This window comes from Pseudomonas sp. SDO5532_S415 (assembly GCF_054071155.1).
In genome coordinates this window covers 13,779-33,435 of sequence record NZ_JBSVWS010000045.1, presented here as the reverse complement: position 1 = coordinate 33,435, position 19,657 = coordinate 13,779, and the positions used below count along the sequence as shown (strand labels likewise).

Here is a 19,657-nt window from a genome sequence, read left to right as displayed (position 1 = left end):
CAGTGATGCCGCCTTCGCGAGCAGGCTCGCTCCCACAAGGGATATGCGATCTTCTGTGGGAGCGAGCCTGCTCGCGAAAGCGATTGTTGCCCTGCCAAAAATCCATGGATTGATCGTTACTCAGGTGGATCAATCCGATCCAGTGCCCGATTCACCGCCAGCTCCCCCAGCATGATGACCTGAGCAATGCCAAGCAGCGTATTGCGGCTTGTCCCCTGTGTGCGATCCGCCAGATCCAGGGTCATGACATTGGCCGAGGCCAACGACTCGCAGGCATGGGCCAGCAGAGTTTCGGTATCGAGGTCAGGGTTGACGATGAACAGGGTGCACAGTTTGCGCGGGGTAGCCTGAATGTCGGCGGCGGAGGGGATGCGTTCGGAGAATTCTTGGGGTTTAGTTGAATCGAGGGATTCTAAGGGGCTTTCCGGATCAGTTTCCGGCGGGTTTGGTGTCGGTTTGAACATAGGGGGTATACCTCAAAGTAATTCGGCAACCCGTCGCGCGACTAAACGGAAGGGAGGCAGCTGTGCGCAAGTTAGTCGACCGGACACCCACCTAAATCCGGCGCGCCCGAAGGCGCCATGCGCACAGCTACCATAAGTACAGGCGAATGCCAGACTGAAGGACACTTGTGCAACCGTTTCAGGAGGATAAGACGGGCGACTAAACCCGATCACTGACAACCAGTGACGCGAATCAAGTTACCGAGCGGCCCCAAGGCGCACAAGCCGGCGGATTCTGGCGTAACCGTAGGCAACGACGCAAGGTCGTGTGGCTTTCATGAAGTAACCTGGCAGGCTTTTAAACACGCAAAAATTTGCACGCCCAAAAGCTTTATATAGAGATCAAACAACTCTCTACTCGCCCGCACCAACGCCGCCGCAAAAATTCCTACAGATCCAGCACACCAGGATCCGCGACGCGTCCTACGTGCATGCCGGAAGCATCCTATTTCAGCGCACCTCAGCTTCTTGAAAGCTATCGAGCGTTGGAACGGGGGTGGAAATGATGCCGCCCTGCACGCCCCTCCAGGCCAGGGAAGTCTGAACTTGAACAATCTACTGCCCGTCTCCTTGACCACTGCCGCCAAAGGCTGTGGGTTCGCAATCGTGAAGCACGATCCCTGCGTTATCGCTCACCTTCAGAGACCTTTCGACAGGTTGCACAGCGCCTGCGCACTCCATTCCAGCGAAGCCAGGAAATGAACCTCATGCCCAAACTCTCGAATGGTCATTACCGCATCGCCATGCTCGGCGCCCTGGTAGGAACTTTACTCGCGCAAAGTGCCCAGGCCAGCACGCTTGAAGCCATCAATCACACCCACTGGGCCATCAACCGTTTCAGCGTTGATGGTCGGTCGGGGATCGACATTATCGGGCCGTATCAGGGCGGGGGAGGAGGGTGTTGTTACATCGCGCCGTCGCGCTGGCAGCCGGGGATGACGGTGCGTGTTGATTGGGAAACAGGTGTGGCTTATTCCTTTGATTTTCCGGGGTATGAAGACCGAGAAAAATATTTGGCTTGGGTTGAAAAAGTCGAGGCACAAAAGCGCAAGCACACCAAAATCGTCCCAGTCCCCGACTACACCGGCCAAAAAGTCTGTGGCCTCACCGTGCACTTCCTGCCTTGCGATGAGCTTCAGGTCACCACTTCCTGCTACGCCTACGGCAGCCCCGAATACCCGATCAAAACCCCTCTGCACCTGCCGGAGCCTCAGTTATGTCCGAAGTGAAACATGCCAGCGTTTGCTATCCACCGCCGTTTCCTGTGCAGGGGCGTTTGCCCGCCCGGGTCGGGCAGGTGCAACAGAACATTCTGCGTCAGTGCGATCAAGAGCGCGATTACCACGACGCCCTGTGCCTGGCCGCCGGTTACCGGGTCATGCCGCCGTGCTGCAAGACCTTGCACGTCAGCCTGTTCTTCGACGGCACCGGCAATAACCTGAACAACGACCTGTACGACTCCGATACGCCACACCCGACTAACATCGCCCGGTTGTTTCGCGCGACGATCGGTGACGGCCATGCCGGCGGCACCGCGCACAACGCCAGGGCGCAGTGGCTGACCGATAAAGCAGGCACGGGTGATGGCCAGTACTTCAAGTACTACATGCCGGGTGTGGGGACACCCTTCGCCGAAGTGGGCGATCTGGACTACGGCACGCCGGGGTTGGCCTTCGCCCGCTATGGCGAGGAACGCATCAGCTGGAGCCTGCTGATGATCATCGACGCCCTGCGCCGCACGCTGGGCCAGCCCCGGCTGGACAATGCGACCTTGCTGGCGGCGGTCAAGGGCATGGGCACGGTGCCGGGGATGGAATGGATCACAGGGCGGTCGAACCGTAGCGTCGAGTTTCGCAAGCAGCTCAAGGTCATTGAAAAGCCCTTGCGTATCGCCTTGAGCCAGCCGCAACCCGGCCAACCCAAGCTTCTGGGCATCAAGCTGTATGTCTATGGTTTTTCCCGTGGCGCGGCCGCGGCCCGGGCCTTTGTCAGCTGGTTGAACGAGGTGTTGCGGTACCGGCCGTTCCTGAAACTGGATGATCTGGAGCTGCCCCTGAGCGTGGAGTACCTGGGACTGCTGGACACCGTGGCCTCGGTGGGCATCGCCGATCTGCTACCCGGGGCGGATGGTCATATGAGCTGGGCCGATGGCAATCAGGAATTGCCCGGTGGCGGGCTGGTCAAGCGCTGTTTGCACCTGGTGGCCAGTCATGAGCAGCGATTGTGTTTTCCGCTGGAATCGATCCGGCGGGAAGGGGGTGGGTACCCGGTCAATAGCGAAGAGGTGATCTATCCGGGGGTGCATTCGGATCAGGGTGGGGGGTATCCGCCGGGGGATCAAGGTAAGGCTTATAGCCCGGACTCTCGATTGGGAGGTGGCCTGTTGCTCTCGCAGATTGCCTTGCACGATCTCTATACCGACGCCTATACACATGGTGCCCCATTGAAAGTGCCGCCACTATCCTTACCAATAGGGATGCGACACGAACTCTGGCGAGCAATGGAAGCGGAGTTGCAAAGGGAATTTGATGTTTCTTCAGAGCTAGTTGATCGCTTCAACGCCTGGCGCCAGATAACTCTCGGGTTACCACCTGTACAACAACCGCTGCCCACCGATCAGACCGAACGCTACCAACCCCTGCCATCCACCACCTCCCTGGAGCAGGCCGTGCGCGATCAGTTGGGCTGGCTCACCGCCTGGCGCATCGATCGTTACGCCTTTGCCAGCCTGAAGCAAACGGCGTTTTATCGGCAGGCCAGCGATACCCAGACCGATCCGGCCGTGCGCAAAGCAGCCAAGGAAGAACGCGACAAAAAACAGGTGGCAGTCGAAAAACGTCGTCGCGAGCAACTGGCCCGTGAAGGGGGCAGCCGTACAGCGAAAACGCCTCTGGAACCCGGGGTCAAGGATTTCGACGCGGACATGGCGCAAACCCAACTGCGCGAAGCGGCCGAAGAGTTCGCCGCGGCCTACCGGGATCCCGAACATCTGGCCTCCAGTCTGAGCCAAGTGCTACCGGCCAACGCCCCGCCCGTGGTCGTCCTGCGCATCATCACCGCCGATGCCCGTGTCGAGTGCCGGCAGATGAAAGCAGCAGGCCGGGCCAGGGTCAGCCAGTTGTTCCCGCCCCCGGATCGCCAGCGCAATCACTGGGACGAAAAACACCGGGGCAATGTCGACGAAAGCCGCAACGCCCACCAGCCAACGGGGCTGTTGCGCGCGCTGTTCGACGATCAGGTCCACGACTCCCGGGCCTGGTTCCTTTACTCGCTCGGACGCGAGCTGATGGGCAGCTATTTCCGTGAAAGGATGGTGTTTTTCGGCGAGGCCAGCCGCCGGGAGCTGGCACTCAATCCCGAGGCACAGGCCGAGCTGTTGGCGCGAGGCACGCCCTTGCCAGCCGCACCGGCCGTTGCACGCCCCGCAGTCATGGATGCCCAGCGCATGGCAGAGGCGCAACGCGCCATCGATGCACTGTGGGACGCTTATGACAACCAGGTCGGTGAGGTGGGCGATGCACAGGTCTGAGCCGGTTGTTCGACACGCGGAAAAAGAAACAGAACCCATGCGCCCGCTCGGGTCGTGGCGCGCGCTGGTCTGTGGCCTCTGTTGCCTGACCGGTATCGCGTTCGCAGAAATCGCTCAGGCCAGCACGCTTGAAGCCATCAACCACACCCATTGGGCCATCAACCGTTTCAGCGTTGAGGGTCGCTCGGGGATCGACATTATCGGGCCGTATCAGGGCGGGGGAGGAGGGTGTTGTTACATCGCGCCGTCGCGTTGGCAGCCGGGGATGACGGTGCGTGTTGATTGGGAAACTGGTGTTGCTTACTCCTATGACAATCCTGGTCTTGCTAATGTGGCTAAGTACGATGCTTGGCTTGACAAAATTAGCGCGCAAAAACGCAAGCACACCAAAACTGTCCCCATCCCGGACTACACCGGCCAAAAAGTCTGCGGCCTCACCGTGCACTTCCTGCCTTGCGATGAGCTTCAGGTCACCACCTCCTGCCATGCCTACGGCAGCCCCGAATACCCGATCAAAACCCCTCTGCACCTGCCGGAGCCTCAGTCATGTCCTAAGTAATAAGTGTGGATAGGGGAGGACGATCCATAGATCGTTTAACGCCGCAATTTCGCGCAGTGATCCTGCTCCGGCTGCTTTGCGGTATACCACACATAATCCGCGCTTTGGGCCGTCACCGTCTTGCCCACCTCGGCCAACACAAGCACCGCATTACCCTGGTCTGCACCAAGATCTTTCAGATGCAACGGCACCCCCAGATCCTTGCGCACATGGAACGCCCCGGCCAACAACACCGCTGGGGTCGGTGCCGCCAATAGGCGCTCGGCCATGCGTCGGTCGCGCTGCTGCTGCACGGCCAGCATCGCCGGCATTTGCGCCTCAGGCAGCAAGCCGCAGTGGGACTCGCGAATGTCCTCGAGCAGGGTCGCCTGCACTTGCCGGGTGGTGGACGCCTCGCCACTGAGGGTCGGGCGCTGTTTGTAGATCTGCTTGATCTGCGCCCGGTCCAGGTTGGCCGACAGCAGCGGGTAGGGTTGGCGCAGCGCATAGGTGACCAGTGCGCCGTAGACGCTCCAATCCCAATTGGCTTGCCAGGACAGCGCCTGGTAAGGATCGGCCGGCGGTTGACCGGCTCGGGTGGCGGCCTGCGCCGCATCGACTCTGGCCTGCTGGTCGGGGTTGAGCATTTCCATCAGCAGGCTGCCTTGCGGTCGTTGCTGCGCCAGTGCGCGCAGCAGCCACAATTGCAGGGCATGGTGATCGGGGTTGTCGTGTTGTTCACCGACCAGTACCCGTGGCGCGACGGCCAGGCGCTCGACCAATTCTTGCGGCGTCAGGGTGCGTCCGGTGGCGAGTTCGCGGATAACGCCGAGATCGGCATGATCCCGACCTTGCGGGGCGATTGGTGCCGGAGGTGGCGTGACGTGATGGGTTTGGCAGGCCACCAGCAGGCTGAACAGGCATAACAGCAGAATGCGCATCGGTTTTCCTTGTTAGACGTTGGCCCCCTCGCTCGCCACGGCGGGAGGGGGCGGGTATCAGCGCGCGATAATCAACGGGTGGCCGCGTTCCGGGTGCTGGTGAATCAGCACCTGCAACCCGTACACCGCTTCCAGCGCTTCGGCGGTCAGGACCTCGTCCGGCGTGCCGTAGGCGTGGGGGCGACCGTCCTGTAACAGCAGCAGGTGATCGCAATAACGCGCGGCAAGGTTGAGGTCGTGCAGGATCACCAGCACTGCCGCACCGCGCCCGGCGAAATCGCGAACCGCTTGCAGAATGGTGTGCTGGTGCAATGGATCGAGCATCGAGGTCGGTTCGTCGAGCAGCAGGGTCTGCCCCTCGGCGCCCGGCCACAGCTGAGCGAGTACCCGCGCCAGGTGTACGCGTTGGCGTTCGCCACCGGACAAGGCCAGATAACTGCGCCCGGCCAGGTGCAAGGCGTCGGCGGCACCCAGCGCCTGGGCAACGATTTCGGCATCGCGCACACGACCGCTGGCATGGGGCAAGCGGCCCATGCCCACCACGTCATTGACCGAAAAGGCGAAGTTCAGGCTCGAACTCTGGGGCAATACTGCCAGGCGTTTGGCCCGCTCCTGGCCGGGCCAATCGGCGAGCTTGCGCTCGTCGAGGCTGACCGTGCCTTCGCTGGCCGGCAGCTCATCGCACAAGGCGGCGAGCAGGGTACTTTTACCCGCGCCATTGGGGCCCAGCACGCCGAGGACTTCCCCCGGTCGCAACTCGATATCGATGTCCGCCAGCACGGTGCGACTGCCGCGCCGGACCAGCAAGTTGTCAGCGCGCAGCATCAGGAGCGCCCCCGTACCAGCAGATAAAGGAAGAAGGGTGCACCGATGAGCGCGGTGACGATACCGATCGGCAATTCGGCCGGCGCCAACAGCAGGCGGGCGACCAGATCAGCCAGCAACAACAGGCTGGCACCGGCGAGCAAGGAGGCCGGCAACAACACCCGATGATCCGGACCGACCAGCAGCCGCATCAGGTGTGGCACCACCAGACCGATAAACCCGATCAGGCCCGCTGCCGCCACGGCGGCACCCACACCCAGCGCCGTGCACAACACCAGTTCCAGCTTGATCCGCTCGACATTGAACCCCAGGTGCCGCGCTTCGGATTCACCCAGCAGCATCGCATTGAGCGCCGCCGCGCGACGCGGCAACCACAGTGCCACGCCGATTGCCACAATCAACAACGGCCACAGGCGCGGGTAGCTGGCGCCGTTGAGGCTGCCCAGGTTCCAGAAGGTCAGGGTGCGCAAGGTGGCGTCATCGGCCAGGTAGGTGAACAGACCGACGCCGGCACCGGCCATGGCCGTCATCGCCACGCCTGCCAAAAGCATAGTGGCGACGTTGGTCTGGCCATTGCTGCGGCCGAAGCGATACACCACCGCCGTGACGATCAGGCCACCGGCAAAAGCGCAAACCGACAGCAGATAGGGTTCGATGGCCGGCGACAAGCCGCCGACCAGGCTGCCGCCGACAATGGCGATGGCAGCCCCCAGCGCCGCGCCACCGGACACCCCGACCAGCCCCGGATCCGCCAGAGGGTTGCGAAACAATCCCTGCATGGCTACGCCGGACAGGGCGAGCACCGAACCGACCGCAATGCCGAGCAGACTGCGCGGCATGCGGATCTGGCCGAGGATCAACTCCGCCTGCTGTGTGTCGCCACCGTCAACCGGCAGCCCGAGCAGACGCAGCCCGGCGAGCAAGGTATCGCCCAGCGGCAGGCTGACCGGCCCGAGGGCCAGGGACAGCCAGAACACCAGCACCAACAACAGACCCAACGTGACCAGCATCGGCCGTGGCCGAACGATAGCCGTCATTGGCGGATCTCGGCAGATTGCCCAGCGATCGGCGCCGATGGGTAAAACGCTTTCGACAGTGTGGCCAACGCATCCGGCACCCGTGGACCAAGACCGCCGACCAGCAGCGTCGGGTCGATCACCTGCACTCGTCCTTCGCGACCGGCACGAGTCTGCGCGAGGATCGGATTCTGTTCGAGCAGAGCAGCGCGCGCGGCGTCCCCTTCAAGACGGCCACCGGCGAAAATGATCACCTGTGGGTCCAGGGCCAGCATCGCCTCGTTGGACACCGGTTTGTAGCCGTTGTGCTCGGTGAGGTTTTGCCCGCCAGCCTGAGTGATCATCCAGGCCGCCAGCGTGTCCTTGCCGGCTGCCTGCAGGTTGCCACCGGAATGACTGAGCAGCATCAATACCCGAGGGGCGGGGTTTTGCTGCTGCACGTGTTTGACCCAGGCGGCCTGACGCTCCAGGCGCTGCTGATAACCGGCCATCAGCGACTGTGCTTCGGTCGGCTTGCCGAGCAGTTGCCCGAGTTCGGTCAGGTTGTGTTGCAACGAAAGGACATCGGCCTTGGCCGACAGCAACTCGATGCGCACGCCGGCGGCCTTGAGTTGCGCCAATACCGGCGGCGGACCCATTTCGGCGCTGCCCACCAGAATGTCCGGCTTCAGTGCCAGAATGCCTTCGGCCGCCAGCGCTCGCTGGTAGCCGATGCCCGGCAGGCTGTGCAGTGAGCGCGGGTACTGGCTGGTGCTGTCGACACCCACCAGTTTGCTCTCGCCTCCGAGGGCGACCACCCATTCGCTGAACGCGCCACCGGCACTGACCCAGCGCTGGGGCAGCGCATCGGCCACCGCCATCTGGCTCAGGAGCACGCCGGCACAGGCCAGCAGTGATTTGATTCGCATCGCAAGACTTCCTTAGTCGATCAGGACGGTGGCGGTTTCGGCCAGGGCACGCCAGTCGTCACGCTCCGGGATGCCTGGCTTGCGCACGCCGAACAGCTGGATGACCAGTTCACCGTCGGCATCGAAACCTTCGAAGCTGGTGATGATGCCATCGACGCTCGGCTTACGCACACGCCATAGTTCGGTGACGCCGGTGGTCTTGAGGTGCAGGTTGAATGCCGGGTCGAGCACGTTGAACCAGCTGTCCATCCAGCGCAGGTTGCTCACCGGGCCGGAATGAATCTGGATGCAGTGCTTGTTGCCGACGAACACCATGATCGGCACTTCGCCTTTGCCTGCGGCTTCGATGACGTTGGTCAGCTCGACAGTGGCCAAAGGTTCGGCCCACTCGTGACCGGCCAGGCGAAGGGCCTGGGTGCGGGCCACGTCGTTGCGCTTGAGCAGGGCGAAAAAGTCGTGGGTGTCCTTGAGCTGCGACCACTCGCTGCGCAGGGCTTCGACGTCCACTTCGGCATCGGCGCGCGGGGCCTTGGCTGCTGGCAGCGGTTGCAGGTTCAGTTCGGCGTTTTGTTCCTCGGCACGGAAACGCTCGACCAGTGGCGCCCAGGCGGCTTCTTCACTGGTGGCGGTGAGGAACACCTTGTGCACGGCCACGCCCTGGCGGTCGAACACCTGGATGCTGCGCTGCGGTCCACGGGCGGTGGCTTCGTCGATGGCGAACACACTGGCCCAGCCGCTGAGGAACAGGCGCAGATCGATGTCCGGCGACAACACCATGCCCATCTGACCGCTGCCCATCACTGTCACTTCGGCGTACACACCCTTGCGCTCGTGCACGCAGTGCTCGTTGCGGGTCAGCGCCATGATGTAGCCCAGCTCGCCGAGTGCCGGCAGCAGTGCCGCCCACTCCGGACGCAGGCGCACGGCGTCGGTGCCCAGGCGGCTGGCGGTCAGCTCGGCCTCGCTGACACCCAGTTTGGCGGCGGCATCGCGGGCGCGCAGACCCGATTGCTCGGCACGCAGCTGTTGCCAGTTCTGGTACAGCGCCGGGGTCGCGGACAGGGCATTGGATTGAGCGGTCATGTGAACTCCTTCAGGGTCATCGGTTCGCCGTGAGGGCGAATTCTATTGGTATTTCCACGCGGCTGGGCACGGCCCGGCCATCGACAATTTCAGGGCGAAAACGCCAGTTGCTCACCGCTTCCAGCGCGGCCTGGTCGAGGCTGTCCACACCCGAGGAGCGGCTCAGCACTCGCTTGAGCTGCTGACCGCGTTCATCGAGGTGCACCTCGACCCGCACGATGCCTTGCTGGTTGCGCCGTCGGGCCACGTTCGGATAGCGCGGTGCCGGCGGCGGGGTGACGAAACTGGGCCGCAGGCTGACCACGGGCGTGAGCGGGGGGGCCGGGGTGATCCTGGCTGGCGGCAGGGTGACGGCGGTTTTGGCAGGTGTGGCTGCAGGCGCTGGTTGCGTAGCGGCTTGCGCGGTCGGAAACGGCGCGCCGGCAGGTTGAACCGGACGTGGTTCGACGCGTTGGGGGGGCGGCGGCTTTGGCGTCGACGGGGGCTGTGGCTTCGCTGGCGGTGACGCTTTGGCGATTGCCGACCAGGTATTGAGCGGCAAGGGTTTGACGGGCGCGGGGTCTACTTTCGCGGGCACATAAGCTTTGGGCAGCGTCACCGGCTGGCGCACCGGTTCAGGCGGGGTAGCGGGGGCCGCAATGGGCTTGGCCACCGGTTCAAGACTGACCAATTGAATGGCCATCGGCGGCTGCCAGGCCAGCGGTTCGGGTTCGGCCCGAAGCTCGCGCAATAGCCAGCCCACGCTCACATGCAGCGCGATCGACAGCAGCAGATATCCCCAAAAGTGCTTCATGCACGGTCGTTCTATTTTTATAAGGAATGCATATGATAATAATTTGCATTTACGTGTCAAGCTCGTTTATCTTCGCTCCCCGCTGCCAAGCAAGCGTTTGGTTCAAGACCTTCCCAGAAAGGTCTCAAACGCTACGTACCTAACAAAATCAAACACATGCCGGACAGCCTCAGCCACTGGCAAAGGCCCGCGCCAAAGCCTTGCAACGCATCACGGCTGTCTGATCATCAGGAGTAAGTGAGATGTCGATCCGCCCGCCGTTCGCCAAGCGTCCCTGGCTGTCCTTGCTGCTGCTTTCGCCATCGTTGGCCCTGGCTGCAGAGTCCGTTACCCAGTTCGATACCGTCAGCGTGACCGCCACCCGTACCGAGCAAACCTTGCTGCAGGTACCGAGCACTGTGTCGGTTCACAACGAACGGGAAATCGACCAGCACAACGACAAGGATCTCAAGGACCTGGTGCGCTATGAGCCGGGCGTTTCGGTGGAAGGCACCGGTAGCCGGTTCGGCACGACGGGGGCGACCATCCGCGGCATCAACGGCAACCGTGTACTGACTCAGGTCGATGGCGTGCGTATGCCGCAAAGCAATTTTTTCAGTCCGTTCCAGGACGTGCGCAGCAACTACGTCGACCTCGACACCATCAAGCAGGTGGAAATCATCCGCGGCCCGGCGTCTTCGCTGTACGGCAGCGACGCCATCGGCGGTGCGGTCAGCTATCTGACCAAGGATGCCGGCGATTACCTGGAGGAGGGCGACGACACTTATGCCCGCTTCAAGACTGGCTATGACGGCAGCGATGACAGCTGGCAGCGCAGCGCCACCTTCGCCGCTCGCGAAGGCTCGGTCGATGGCCTGTTGCACCTGGGGCGTCGCGATGGCCAGTCCACCGACACGTACGGCGGTACAGGCGGCGTCGGTCCTTCCCGAGAGGAAGCCAATCCGCTCGACTACACCACCAAGAACCTGCTGGCCAAACTGGGTTGGGACTATGCCGATGGCGACCGCCTGCAGTTCACCTTCGAGCGCTACCAGGACGATGCCAACAGCAACCTGCTGAGCGATGTGGTCACCCGCGCCACCCTGACCAGCCCGGCGATTCTCGGCTCCTCGTCCGAAGACAGCATCGACCGCACCCGCTACAGCCTGGCGCACACCCTGAGCCTGGACAGCCTGATGGCCGACACGCTGCAATGGCAGCTGAACTATCAGGAAAGCGACAACAACCAGAAGACTTTCCAGCAGCGCCAGACCACTTCGCGTGTCAACCGTGTGCGTACCCGGGATTCGCAATACGATGAGCGCCTGTGGAGCCTGAACACGCAGCTCGATAAAGAATTCGCCATCGCCGATACCCAACACCACCTGATCTACGGTGCCGAGGTCAAACGCATTGAGGCCAGCAACCTGCGCAAGGGCAGTGAAGTGCGCCTGGACACCGGCGCGACCGTGCCGGCCACCGAGAACTTCCCGGTCAGCGACTTCCCGGACCCGACCAGCGATTCCCTGGGCCTGTTCGTGCAGGACAGCATCGAAATCGGCCGCTGGACCCTGCTGCCCGGCGTACGCTACGACTACTACCGCCAGACACCGCATGTCACCGATGAGTACCTCAACGGCCTGCCAGCGGAAACCGATCCGTCGCGCATCACCGACGACCACATCTCGCCGAAATTCGGTGTGACCTATCAGCTGACCGAGCACGAAAGCCTGTACGGCCAATACGCCGCCGGTTTCCGCGCGCCAAGCGCGATCAACATGTTCGGCGAATTCAGCAACCCGCAATTCGGCTACCAGCAGATCGGCAACCCTGACCTCAAGCCTGAAACCAGCAACAGCTTCGAAGTCGGCCTGCGCGGTCGCTATGACCTGGGCAGCTTCGGCATCGCGCTGTTCTACAACAAGTACAAGGACTTCATCGACACCGATACCGTGCCCGACCCGAACGGCACCGGTCTGCTGACCTTCCAGCCACGCAACATCGGCAAGGTCACCATCCGTGGCGCCGAAGCCAAGGGCGACATCAAGCTCGACGCCTTCATGCCAACCGGTACCCGTGCCCTGGGTTCGATCGCCTATGCCCGTGGCAAGGATGAAGAAACCGGCCAGGCGCTGAACACGGTCGACCCGCTCAAGGCAGTGCTGGGCCTGGGCTACGATGCACCGAGCGGCGTGTATGGCGGCCAGTTGACCTGGACTGTGGTGCAGGCCAAGGACCGCGTCGACCACACCGGCGATGCCGACCTGCTGATCAACCGTCAGTTCGAAACCCCGGGTTACGGCGTGGTCGACCTCAATGCCTGGTGGCAGGTGACCGAGCAAGTCTCGATCAATGCCGGGCTGTTCAACCTGACCGATAAAAAATACTGGAACTGGGGCGACGTCCAGGGCCGCGATCAAGATGCCGCCGGCCTCGGCCGCCTGACCCAGCCAGGGCGCTATACCGCGGTGAATCTGATCTGGGAAATCTGATCGGTCAGTGCAGCTCTCACCTGCATCAGGGGAGAGCTGCACTGACCTCTGTGGGAGCGGGCTTGCTCGCGAAAGCGCAATGTCAGTCACTATTGTGCTGTCTGACACTCTGCCTTCGCGAGCAGGCTCGCTCCCACATTGGCGCTGTGTTACCCGTTGATTTGCGTCAACGCCCTCGAAACCCCCGCACCATAGAACGGATCGGCCATCGTGCAATGCGCGATGTGTCGTTGCTGCACTTCCTGGGTCACGCCACTGAGCGAGCGCGCCGTGTTTTCGAACAGCGCCTGCTTCTGCGATTGCGTCATCAGGCGGAAGAGGTTGCCCGGCTGTTCAAAGTGGTCTTCATCCACGCGATGATCCCAATGCCCGGCAGCGCCCGAGATTTTCAGGGGCGGTTCACGGAAATCCGGCTGGTCGGCCCAGGCGCCGTCGCTGTTGGGCACATACGCCAATTGACCGCCATGGTTACCGTCCACACGCATGGCGCCATCGCGGTGGAAGCTGTGCACCGGGCAGCGCGCGGCGTTGACCGGAATCTGGTGATGATTGACCCCCAGGCGATAACGCGCGGCATCGCCGTAGGCAAACAGGCGCGCCTGCAACATGCGGTCCGGTGAAAAACCGATACCAGGTACCACGTTCGACGGGGAAAACGCCGCTTGCTCGACTTCGGCGAATACGTTTTGCGGGTTGCGGTTGAGTTCGAAGTAACCGACTTCGATCAGCGGGTAATCTTTATGCGGCCAGACCTTGGTCAGGTCGAACGGGTTGACGTCATGGTCGTGGGCCTGCTCTTCGGTCATGACCTGGATGTAGAAGGTCCAGCGCGGGAAGTTGCCCGCTTCAATGCTGTCGAACAGGTCCCGCTGATGGCTTTCCCGGTCGCGGCCAATCAGGCTCTGCGACTGCTCGTCGCTGAGGTTCTCGATGCCCTGTTGCGACTTGAAGGTGAACTTGACCCAGTGCCGTTCGTTGTTGGCATTGATCAGGCTGAAGGTATGGCTGCCAAAGCCGTGCATGTGCCGGTAGCTGCGCGGAATGCCGCGCTGGCTCATGACGATGGTCACCTGATGCAGGGCTTCGGGCAATGACGTCCAGAAATCCCAGTTGCTTTGCGCGCTGCGCATGCCGGTGCGCGGATCGCGCTTGACCGCGTGGTTGAGGTCAGGGAAACGCAGCGGATCGCGGAAAAAAAACACCGGGGTGTTGTTGCCTACCAGGTCCCAGTTGCCTTGTTCGGTATAGAACTTCAGGGCAAAACCACGGATGTCGCGCTCGGCATCGGCCGCGCCGCGTTCGCCGGCCACGGTCGAAAAACGGGTGAAGATCGGCGTTTGCTTGCCCACTTGCGAGAACAGGCGGGCCTTGGTGTAGCGCGTCACATCGTGAGTCACGGTGAAAGTGCCGTAGGCACCGGAGCCTTTGGCGTGCATGCGTCGCTCGGGAATGACTTCGCGGTCGAAGTGGGCGAGTTTTTCCAGGAGCCAGACATCCTGCAACAGGGCGGGGCCGCGCGGGCCTGCCGTCTGGATGTTGAAGTTGTCGACGACCGGTGCACCATTGATCGAAGTCAGTTTGTTTTTTGGCATGGCACGGTTTCTCTAGTTGAGGTTTTTAGTTGCGCAGAAAAAGTGAAAGTCCTGAACTAATCAGTGCTTGATAAACAATATTATTTATTCAATAGCCGTGGCGCATCTCTGCGAAAGGTAAATGTGTGCATGCCTGAGTCTGAAGCGGCTAAACCAAAGTATTAAAGAATAATTGATTGAATGGTCAGCATTAATTCCGGCGTTTCAATATCGCTTCAATACAGGCCAGCAGTGCATTCGTATTGAAGGGCTTGGCGAAATAGCCTTCAGGTTTTCGTACCTTGTCGCTGAATTTCGGCGGCAACCCGGACTTTCCAGTGATGAACAGCGTGGGGATATGGGTGTTTCTTGCCGCCAGTGCTTCGTACATTGTGACCCCGCACATGCCGGGCATCTGGATATCCGAAATCAGGCAATCGGTCTGCTCGGGACCGCTGGATTGAAGGAACGCATAGGCACTGTTGTAGGTTTTTACTGTGTAACCGTAAGAACGCAATAAGCTGTCCAGTGAGATAAGAATGAATTCGTCATCATCAACAACTGAAATAATCGGTGCGTTAAGCATGTAAAAACCTTGCGTCATTGCGAGTGGCGCTAAGTGGCGCCCGCCATACTTGCAAGATACGCGCTCCAAAAAAGCGGAATAGTATACTTGGGTATGTTTAGTCGTTTTTCGCGTTAATACCACGGCTGCTCATCGGCCAGGTTGTCCTCGAGCAGCGTGAGGAAATGCGCGTTGTGTCGCACGCATTCTTCAAACAAACGTTTGCTGGCGTAGTCCTTGTTGGCGAGGGCGCTTTCGCGGTAATCACGCAGCAAGGCGTCGGCGGCCCGCAGTCGACGTGTCCCGTGATCAATACCCGTCAGGCAATCGGCAAAGCACTGCGGTTCGCGGATCTCATTGAAGTGATAGAGCGCCGCGGCTTCGGCGTAGCCACCCAGGTCGGTGATGCTCATGACGAGAAAATCGGCGTAGTCGGCATTGGTGCGCACCAGGCGTTGAAACAGCTGTTGCACCGGCAGGAAACTGACGTTGCGCAGCTTCGATTCACCTCGCTTGAGCTGCGAATGGAGGGACAACGCGGTGCCCAGTGTATCGGTCAATGCATCGATGATCTCCACGCGCTCGGCAGTGGACAAGGACGTGTGCGCGCCATAACGACTGATGCGCAGTGGATGACTGACGATGTACAGCGTTTGTAATGCGTTCATGACAACCGTCCCCCAGGCCAGCGCATCGGCGCGATGCATTGATTCATTCAATGTGACCAGCGTAAAGGGAGGCGTGCCCGATAACACTCCTACCTCGAGACGCCGGCCTAGCACATGGGGACAGGCCCGTCATACCCGGGTATGAGCGGTTAGCACTGAGGTAGGAGTGCCCGCCGCCAATGGGCGACTTACAGTGCGGGGGCGGTTCGATACGCAGGATCGCCAGCCGTTGCATCGGTCCTGGCGCGGCTTTTCTCCCATCAACGCTACTCTGTTTACTGACGGCGATCGCACGCGGATTTCTGTTTGTACAAAGGGCATCTGCATCAAAGGTTGTGGAGAAATCATTCATGTTCACGTTCCTGCAGGCTCATCCGTTGATCTGCGGTGTCATTCTGATCTTCATCGACCTGGCGTCCTGGCAGTTGATCGGTGCCTCGCGGCACAACCTGCGCCTGAGCGTGCGCATTGGCATTTTTGTGGCATTCAGCTGGGTCATGACCGCCGCCGGCATCAGCCCGCTGCAACCGCCCCTGTGGCCGGATGACCCGATCCTCAACCTGATGGGCACGGTGCTGGGCATCGGCTGGTGGATGTTCGCGGCCAGAACCGTGGCCATCATCCTCGGCTATGGCCTGACGTCCCGTGCCGGACACAGCGCGCGCCTGCTCTACGACCTGATGGGGGCGGTGATTTTCCTGATCGCCATAGTCGGCGCCGCGGCGTATGTCCTGCAGTTGCCGGTCAAGGGCTTGCTGGCGACGTCCGGGGCGATGGCGATTGTTGTCGGCCTGGCCCTGCAAAGCACCTTGAGCGATGTGTTTTCCGGGATCGTGCTCAACACCACCAAGCCCTACCAACTCGATGACCGGATATCCATTGATGGCACCTCGGGCAAGGTGGTCGAGATCGATTGGCGCACGACCCACCTGCTGACCGACATGGGCGGCATCGCGGTGGTACCCAACTCGGTGGCGGCGAAAGCGCGGATCATCAATTTCAGTCGTCCCGGCGATGTCAACGGCATCAGTGTGACCATTGCCGTGCCCAGCAGCGTGCGTCCGCGCCGGGCCATCGATGCCTTGGAAAAAACCTTGCGCGGGACCCGGGCGCTGTTGCCGTCGCGCTCGGCCAAGGTTTCGGTCAAAAGCTCCCACCTGGAATACACCGAGTACGAACTCAAGGGCTTTATCGCGTCGGCCAAGAACAAGAACGAAGTGTGCAACCTGATGTTCGACCTCGCCCATCGACACCTCGAAGCCGCGGGTGTCAATTGGGGTTATGGCCAGGAGGAACAGCATTGGAATCGTCCACGCCGGCTGCTGGAAGACGTCCGGATCTTCCGCTCGCTGAGCAACGATGAACGCGACAGCCTGGCTGACGAAATGACCCCGGTGGACTATCAGGCCGACCAGGTGATCCTGGCATTCGGCGAGGTTGCCGATTGCCTGATGATCATCAGCACCGGGGTGGTGTCGGTGTCGATTCACGACGGCGAAAAACTCATCGAAGCCGGGCGCATGGGGCCGGGTGAAGTCTTGGGCGAGGAGGGGATACTGGCCGATAAACCGTCCCGGGGTGAGTTCCGCAGCATCACCAGCGGCCGGCTGTTCCGCATCGAAAAAGCCATGTTCGACAACCAGCTGGAACACCTCGGCGAACTGAAAGCCGCCTTGAGCAACCTGCAGGACCAGCGCCAGGAAATCCGCGAGACCGTGGTCATGCAAAAGCCTGTCGAAATCAAGAAAAGCGGTTTGTTGCAGTGGTTGTTGCAGCGTAGGTGATGCCTTTCACCGGACCCCTGTGGGAAGTGTGCCTGTCTGTGGGAGCGAGCCTGCTCGCGAAGAAGTCACCTCGGTTTTGTGTGGTGTGGCGGATGACGCTTTCGCGAGCAGGCTCGCTCCCACAGGTAAGCTCCATCGCCACAGGTCATCATCGTTTTCGGTCAGGCACCCGCCGGGTACTGCGATTGCAACAGCGGGCTCCATTGATCCTGATTGTCCGGGCGCCGGTAATACACCACCATTCGCCGGGCGACCTGCATCGCCATGTCACGACCGCAATCGGCCTCGACCAGCGCCAACGCCAGATCGATCCCGGCACTGATACCCGCCGAGGTCCATACCGACTGCTGCTGCACGAAAATCGCCTCGCGGTCGAGTTCGATCTGCGGGAACAATTGCTCGAACACATCGGCCATCACCCAGTGGGTCGCCACGCGCAAGCCATCGAGCAAACCGGCCTGGGCCAGCAAGAAGGTGCCGCTGCACACCGACGCCATACGTCCGGCCGTGGCGGGGGCAACGCTAAGCCAGTCCACCAGTGCCAGGTTGTCGGCCATGGCCTGAAGAATCTGCGGGGAACCGGGGACAATCACTGAATCGATCGGACTATCGGCAAATTCGCTCAGACACCGGGTCTGCACCACCAGGCCCTCGGCAGTCGGGACCGGTCCGCCTTCGATGCTGGCCGTGTGCAGGGCATAACCTGGCAAACCGTGTTCGACCAGGCCCCGGTTTGCGGCATAGAAGACAGTCTGCGCCCCGGTCAGGTCCAGCAGGCCCATTTGCGGGTAGGCCACGAACACGACGGTGCGCGGGGCCGCCTGCTCAATGCTGGTGGGTTCAAGGCTGTTGCTCATTTCATTGATGGACACTGCTGGGTCTCCAGGTCGCCGCATGGCGTCGTCAGGGGGGAGTGAGGGTTATTCATCGTGTGCCAGGGTGGTCAACGGAATTGCGAACAGGAACTGCGTGCCGACCCCCACCGTGCTGCTGACCCAGATGCGACCGCCATGGAATTCAATGATCGAACGGCAGATCGAGAGTCCCATGCCCAGGCCATTGTGCTTGGTGGTGAAGAACGGATCGAACAGCGACGCCAGGATGTCTTCGGCAATACCGGTGCCGGCATCGGCGACTTCGAGCACGGCCTCGTTGTCCTGCACCGAGGTGAGAATCCGCAGCGTTCGCGGCCGGTCATGCACATTGGCCATGGCCTGGCAGGCATTGATGATCAGGTTGATGATCACTTGTTGCAGCTGAACCCGGTCGCCTCTGACCAGAGCCCCCGAAGCGCCCAAGTGCAAGTGCGGGCGCACCTGGTGGTTGGAGGTGTCATGCTGCATGAGGGTCAATGAGTCACTGACGATGTCATCGAACACTTCGGTCTTGCGCTGCACATCGCTCTGGCGCGATAGCGCCCTGATGCAGGCGATGACTTCCGAGGCCCGGCAAGAGTTCTGGATGATCCGGTCCAGTGAGCGACGTGCTTCTTCGAGGTTCGGTTCCGCACGATTGATCCAGCGCTTGCAGGATTCACCGCTGGTGATCACCGCCGCCAGCGGTTGATTGATTTCATGGGCAATGGACGCGGCCAGTTCGCCCATGGAGGTCACCCGCGTGACGTGCGCCAGTTTTGCCTGAGAGTGAAACAACGCTTCTTCCGACTGCCTGGAGGCGGTCACGTCCATCAAGGCGCCGACATACTCAATGCGCCCGTGCGGGTTGCACAACGGATTGGCGATCATCTGTACATGCTTGATTCGTCCGTCCGGCATCACCAGCCGATGTTCCACTTCGATGAGGTTTTCCCGAAGGGCGGCCTTTTCGAAAACACTTTCGACAATCGGCCAGTCATCGGGATGGGTGCGCGCCCTGATCAGGGCCAGGGTCGGTGTGACGTCCAGCGGATATTCGAAGATGCGCGCGGACTCTTCCGACCACGACACACTGTGATCATCGACGATGAGACCGATGCTGCCGGTATGGCTGAGTTTTTGTGCCCCCAGAAAAAACGCCTCTTTGCGAAGCAGGCTGTCGCTCACCCGTTTGCTCCTCAGCGCCAGCAGGGTGATGGTGGTCAGCGCGATCAGGCAGCGCACGAATCCAGCGATCAGCTTCTGGTCACGATAGCCTTCGTCGACAATGAAACTGACGGTCAGGAAGCCTATGCAACTGACCGCGACGGTGATGAACATGGGAACGGAAAAGATGTTCGCCGACATGAACACCAGGGTGATGTAGAGCAGCGTCGGTGCGACGTCCATGTTGAGCAACGAGTTGGTGATAAAGATCATGCTGCCGACGGCAATGGCGGCCAGCCAGGCCATTGCGTCTGAAATAAAAAGTTTCTTGCAACGTTTGATGATAGACATTTGTTTTTCCGGATTCGCTATCGAACGGCAACTCGCTCGGCACGGGTGATGCCGGGCAAACTCTTTGTGAGGGCGTTTGTTTTTGTTGTG

Annotated in this window: 16 protein-coding genes and 1 pseudogene; 5 read left to right on the top strand and 12 right to left on the bottom strand. The window is 61.1% G+C overall.

Going from position 1 to position 19,657, the window contains the following annotated elements; genetic code table 11:
• Positions 1-116 precede the first annotated feature (116 nt).
• Positions 117-464, bottom strand: coding sequence for a DUF6124 family protein (locus ACW9HW_RS13310; RefSeq protein WP_457400233.1), 348 nt, complete (start codon positions 462-464; stop codon positions 117-119).
• A gap of 737 nt (positions 465-1,201) precedes the next feature.
• Between ACW9HW_RS13310 and ACW9HW_RS13305 the strand changes: the two genes are divergently transcribed.
• Genes ACW9HW_RS13305 through ACW9HW_RS13295 form a run of 3 tightly spaced genes read left to right on the top strand, consistent with a single transcriptional unit; the run spans position 1,202 to position 4,591 of the window.
• The gene (locus ACW9HW_RS13305) at positions 1,202-1,732 is read left to right on the top strand and encodes a DUF3304 domain-containing protein (protein WP_457400232.1); all 531 of its coding nucleotides are present in this window, start codon (positions 1,202-1,204) and stop codon (positions 1,730-1,732) included.
• Positions 1,720-4,032 carry a T6SS phospholipase effector Tle1-like catalytic domain-containing protein gene (locus ACW9HW_RS13300; RefSeq protein ID WP_457400230.1) on the top strand — a complete coding sequence of 771 codons (2,313 nt, stop codon included), beginning with the start codon at positions 1,720-1,722 and terminating at the stop codon, positions 4,030-4,032. The genes ACW9HW_RS13305 and ACW9HW_RS13300 overlap by 13 nt, the downstream gene beginning before the upstream one ends.
• A gap of 37 nt (positions 4,033-4,069) precedes the next feature.
• Complete coding sequence (locus ACW9HW_RS13295) at positions 4,070-4,591, top strand: DUF3304 domain-containing protein (RefSeq protein WP_457400229.1); 522 nt, start codon at positions 4,070-4,072, stop codon at positions 4,589-4,591.
• A gap of 35 nt (positions 4,592-4,626) precedes the next feature.
• Here the strand turns inward: ACW9HW_RS13295 and ACW9HW_RS13290 are convergent, their stop codons facing one another.
• Genes ACW9HW_RS13290 through ACW9HW_RS13265 form a run of 6 tightly spaced genes read right to left on the bottom strand, consistent with a single transcriptional unit; the run spans position 4,627 to position 10,136 of the window.
• A complete protein-coding gene (locus ACW9HW_RS13290; RefSeq protein ID WP_457400227.1) occupies positions 4,627-5,511 on the bottom strand; it encodes a ChaN family lipoprotein in 885 nt (294 codons plus the stop codon).
• 57 nt (positions 5,512-5,568) lie between these two features.
• Entirely contained in the window at positions 5,569-6,336 is a 768-nt protein-coding gene (locus tag ACW9HW_RS13285) for a heme ABC transporter ATP-binding protein (protein ID WP_207266156.1), read from the bottom strand.
• Positions 6,336-7,319 (bottom strand): FecCD family ABC transporter permease, encoded by a 984-nt coding sequence (locus tag ACW9HW_RS13280; protein WP_170948628.1) that lies wholly within the window; start codon positions 7,317-7,319, stop codon positions 6,336-6,338. Before ACW9HW_RS13280 ends, ACW9HW_RS13285 begins: the two co-directional genes overlap by 1 nt.
• Before the next feature lie 50 nt (positions 7,320-7,369).
• Positions 7,370-8,260: a heme/hemin ABC transporter substrate-binding protein gene (locus ACW9HW_RS13275; protein WP_095192644.1), complete on the bottom strand. Its 891-nt coding sequence runs from the start codon at positions 8,258-8,260 to the stop codon at positions 7,370-7,372.
• Between the two features lie 12 nt (positions 8,261-8,272).
• Positions 8,273-9,343: a hemin-degrading factor gene (locus ACW9HW_RS13270; RefSeq protein ID WP_457400225.1), complete on the bottom strand. Its 1,071-nt coding sequence runs from the start codon at positions 9,341-9,343 to the stop codon at positions 8,273-8,275.
• A 16-nt stretch (positions 9,344-9,359) separates the two neighbouring features.
• Entirely contained in the window at positions 9,360-10,136 is a 777-nt protein-coding gene (locus ACW9HW_RS13265) for a TonB family protein (protein WP_457400224.1), read from the bottom strand.
• A gap of 242 nt (positions 10,137-10,378) precedes the next feature.
• Between ACW9HW_RS13265 and ACW9HW_RS13260 the strand changes: the two genes are divergently transcribed.
• Positions 10,379-12,607, top strand: coding sequence for a TonB-dependent hemoglobin/transferrin/lactoferrin family receptor (locus ACW9HW_RS13260; protein WP_457400223.1), 2,229 nt, complete (start codon positions 10,379-10,381; stop codon positions 12,605-12,607).
• A 149-nt stretch (positions 12,608-12,756) separates the two neighbouring features.
• Here the strand turns inward: ACW9HW_RS13260 and ACW9HW_RS13255 are convergent, their stop codons facing one another.
• From ACW9HW_RS13255 to ACW9HW_RS13245, 3 genes are all read right to left on the bottom strand, one after another.
• Complete coding sequence (locus tag ACW9HW_RS13255) at positions 12,757-14,199, bottom strand: catalase (protein ID WP_457400221.1); 1,443 nt, start codon at positions 14,197-14,199, stop codon at positions 12,757-12,759.
• A 190-nt stretch (positions 14,200-14,389) separates the two neighbouring features.
• Positions 14,390-14,764 carry a response regulator transcription factor gene (locus tag ACW9HW_RS13250; RefSeq protein ID WP_457400219.1) on the bottom strand — a complete coding sequence of 125 codons (375 nt, stop codon included), beginning with the start codon at positions 14,762-14,764 and terminating at the stop codon, positions 14,390-14,392.
• A 113-nt stretch (positions 14,765-14,877) separates the two neighbouring features.
• Entirely contained in the window at positions 14,878-15,411 is a 534-nt protein-coding gene (locus ACW9HW_RS13245) for a ferritin-like domain-containing protein (protein ID WP_457400217.1), read from the bottom strand.
• Between the two features lie 350 nt (positions 15,412-15,761).
• Here ACW9HW_RS13245 and ACW9HW_RS13240 point away from each other — a divergent pair, with 350 nt between their 5' ends.
• The gene (locus tag ACW9HW_RS13240; protein WP_457400215.1) at positions 15,762-17,195 is read left to right on the top strand and encodes a mechanosensitive ion channel family protein; all 1,434 of its coding nucleotides are present in this window, start codon (positions 15,762-15,764) and stop codon (positions 17,193-17,195) included.
• A gap of 179 nt (positions 17,196-17,374) precedes the next feature.
• Here ACW9HW_RS13240 and ACW9HW_RS13235 read toward each other — a convergent pair.
• Positions 17,375-18,052 (bottom strand): annotated as a pseudogene (locus tag ACW9HW_RS13235) (AraC family transcriptional regulator); the annotation flags it as partial.
• Positions 18,053-18,115: 63 nt separating this feature from the next.
• Positions 18,116-19,567, bottom strand: a complete 1,452-nt coding sequence (locus tag ACW9HW_RS13230; protein ID WP_457400214.1) for an ATP-binding protein — start codon at positions 19,565-19,567, stop codon at positions 18,116-18,118.
• Between the last annotated feature and the right edge of the window lie 90 nt (positions 19,568-19,657).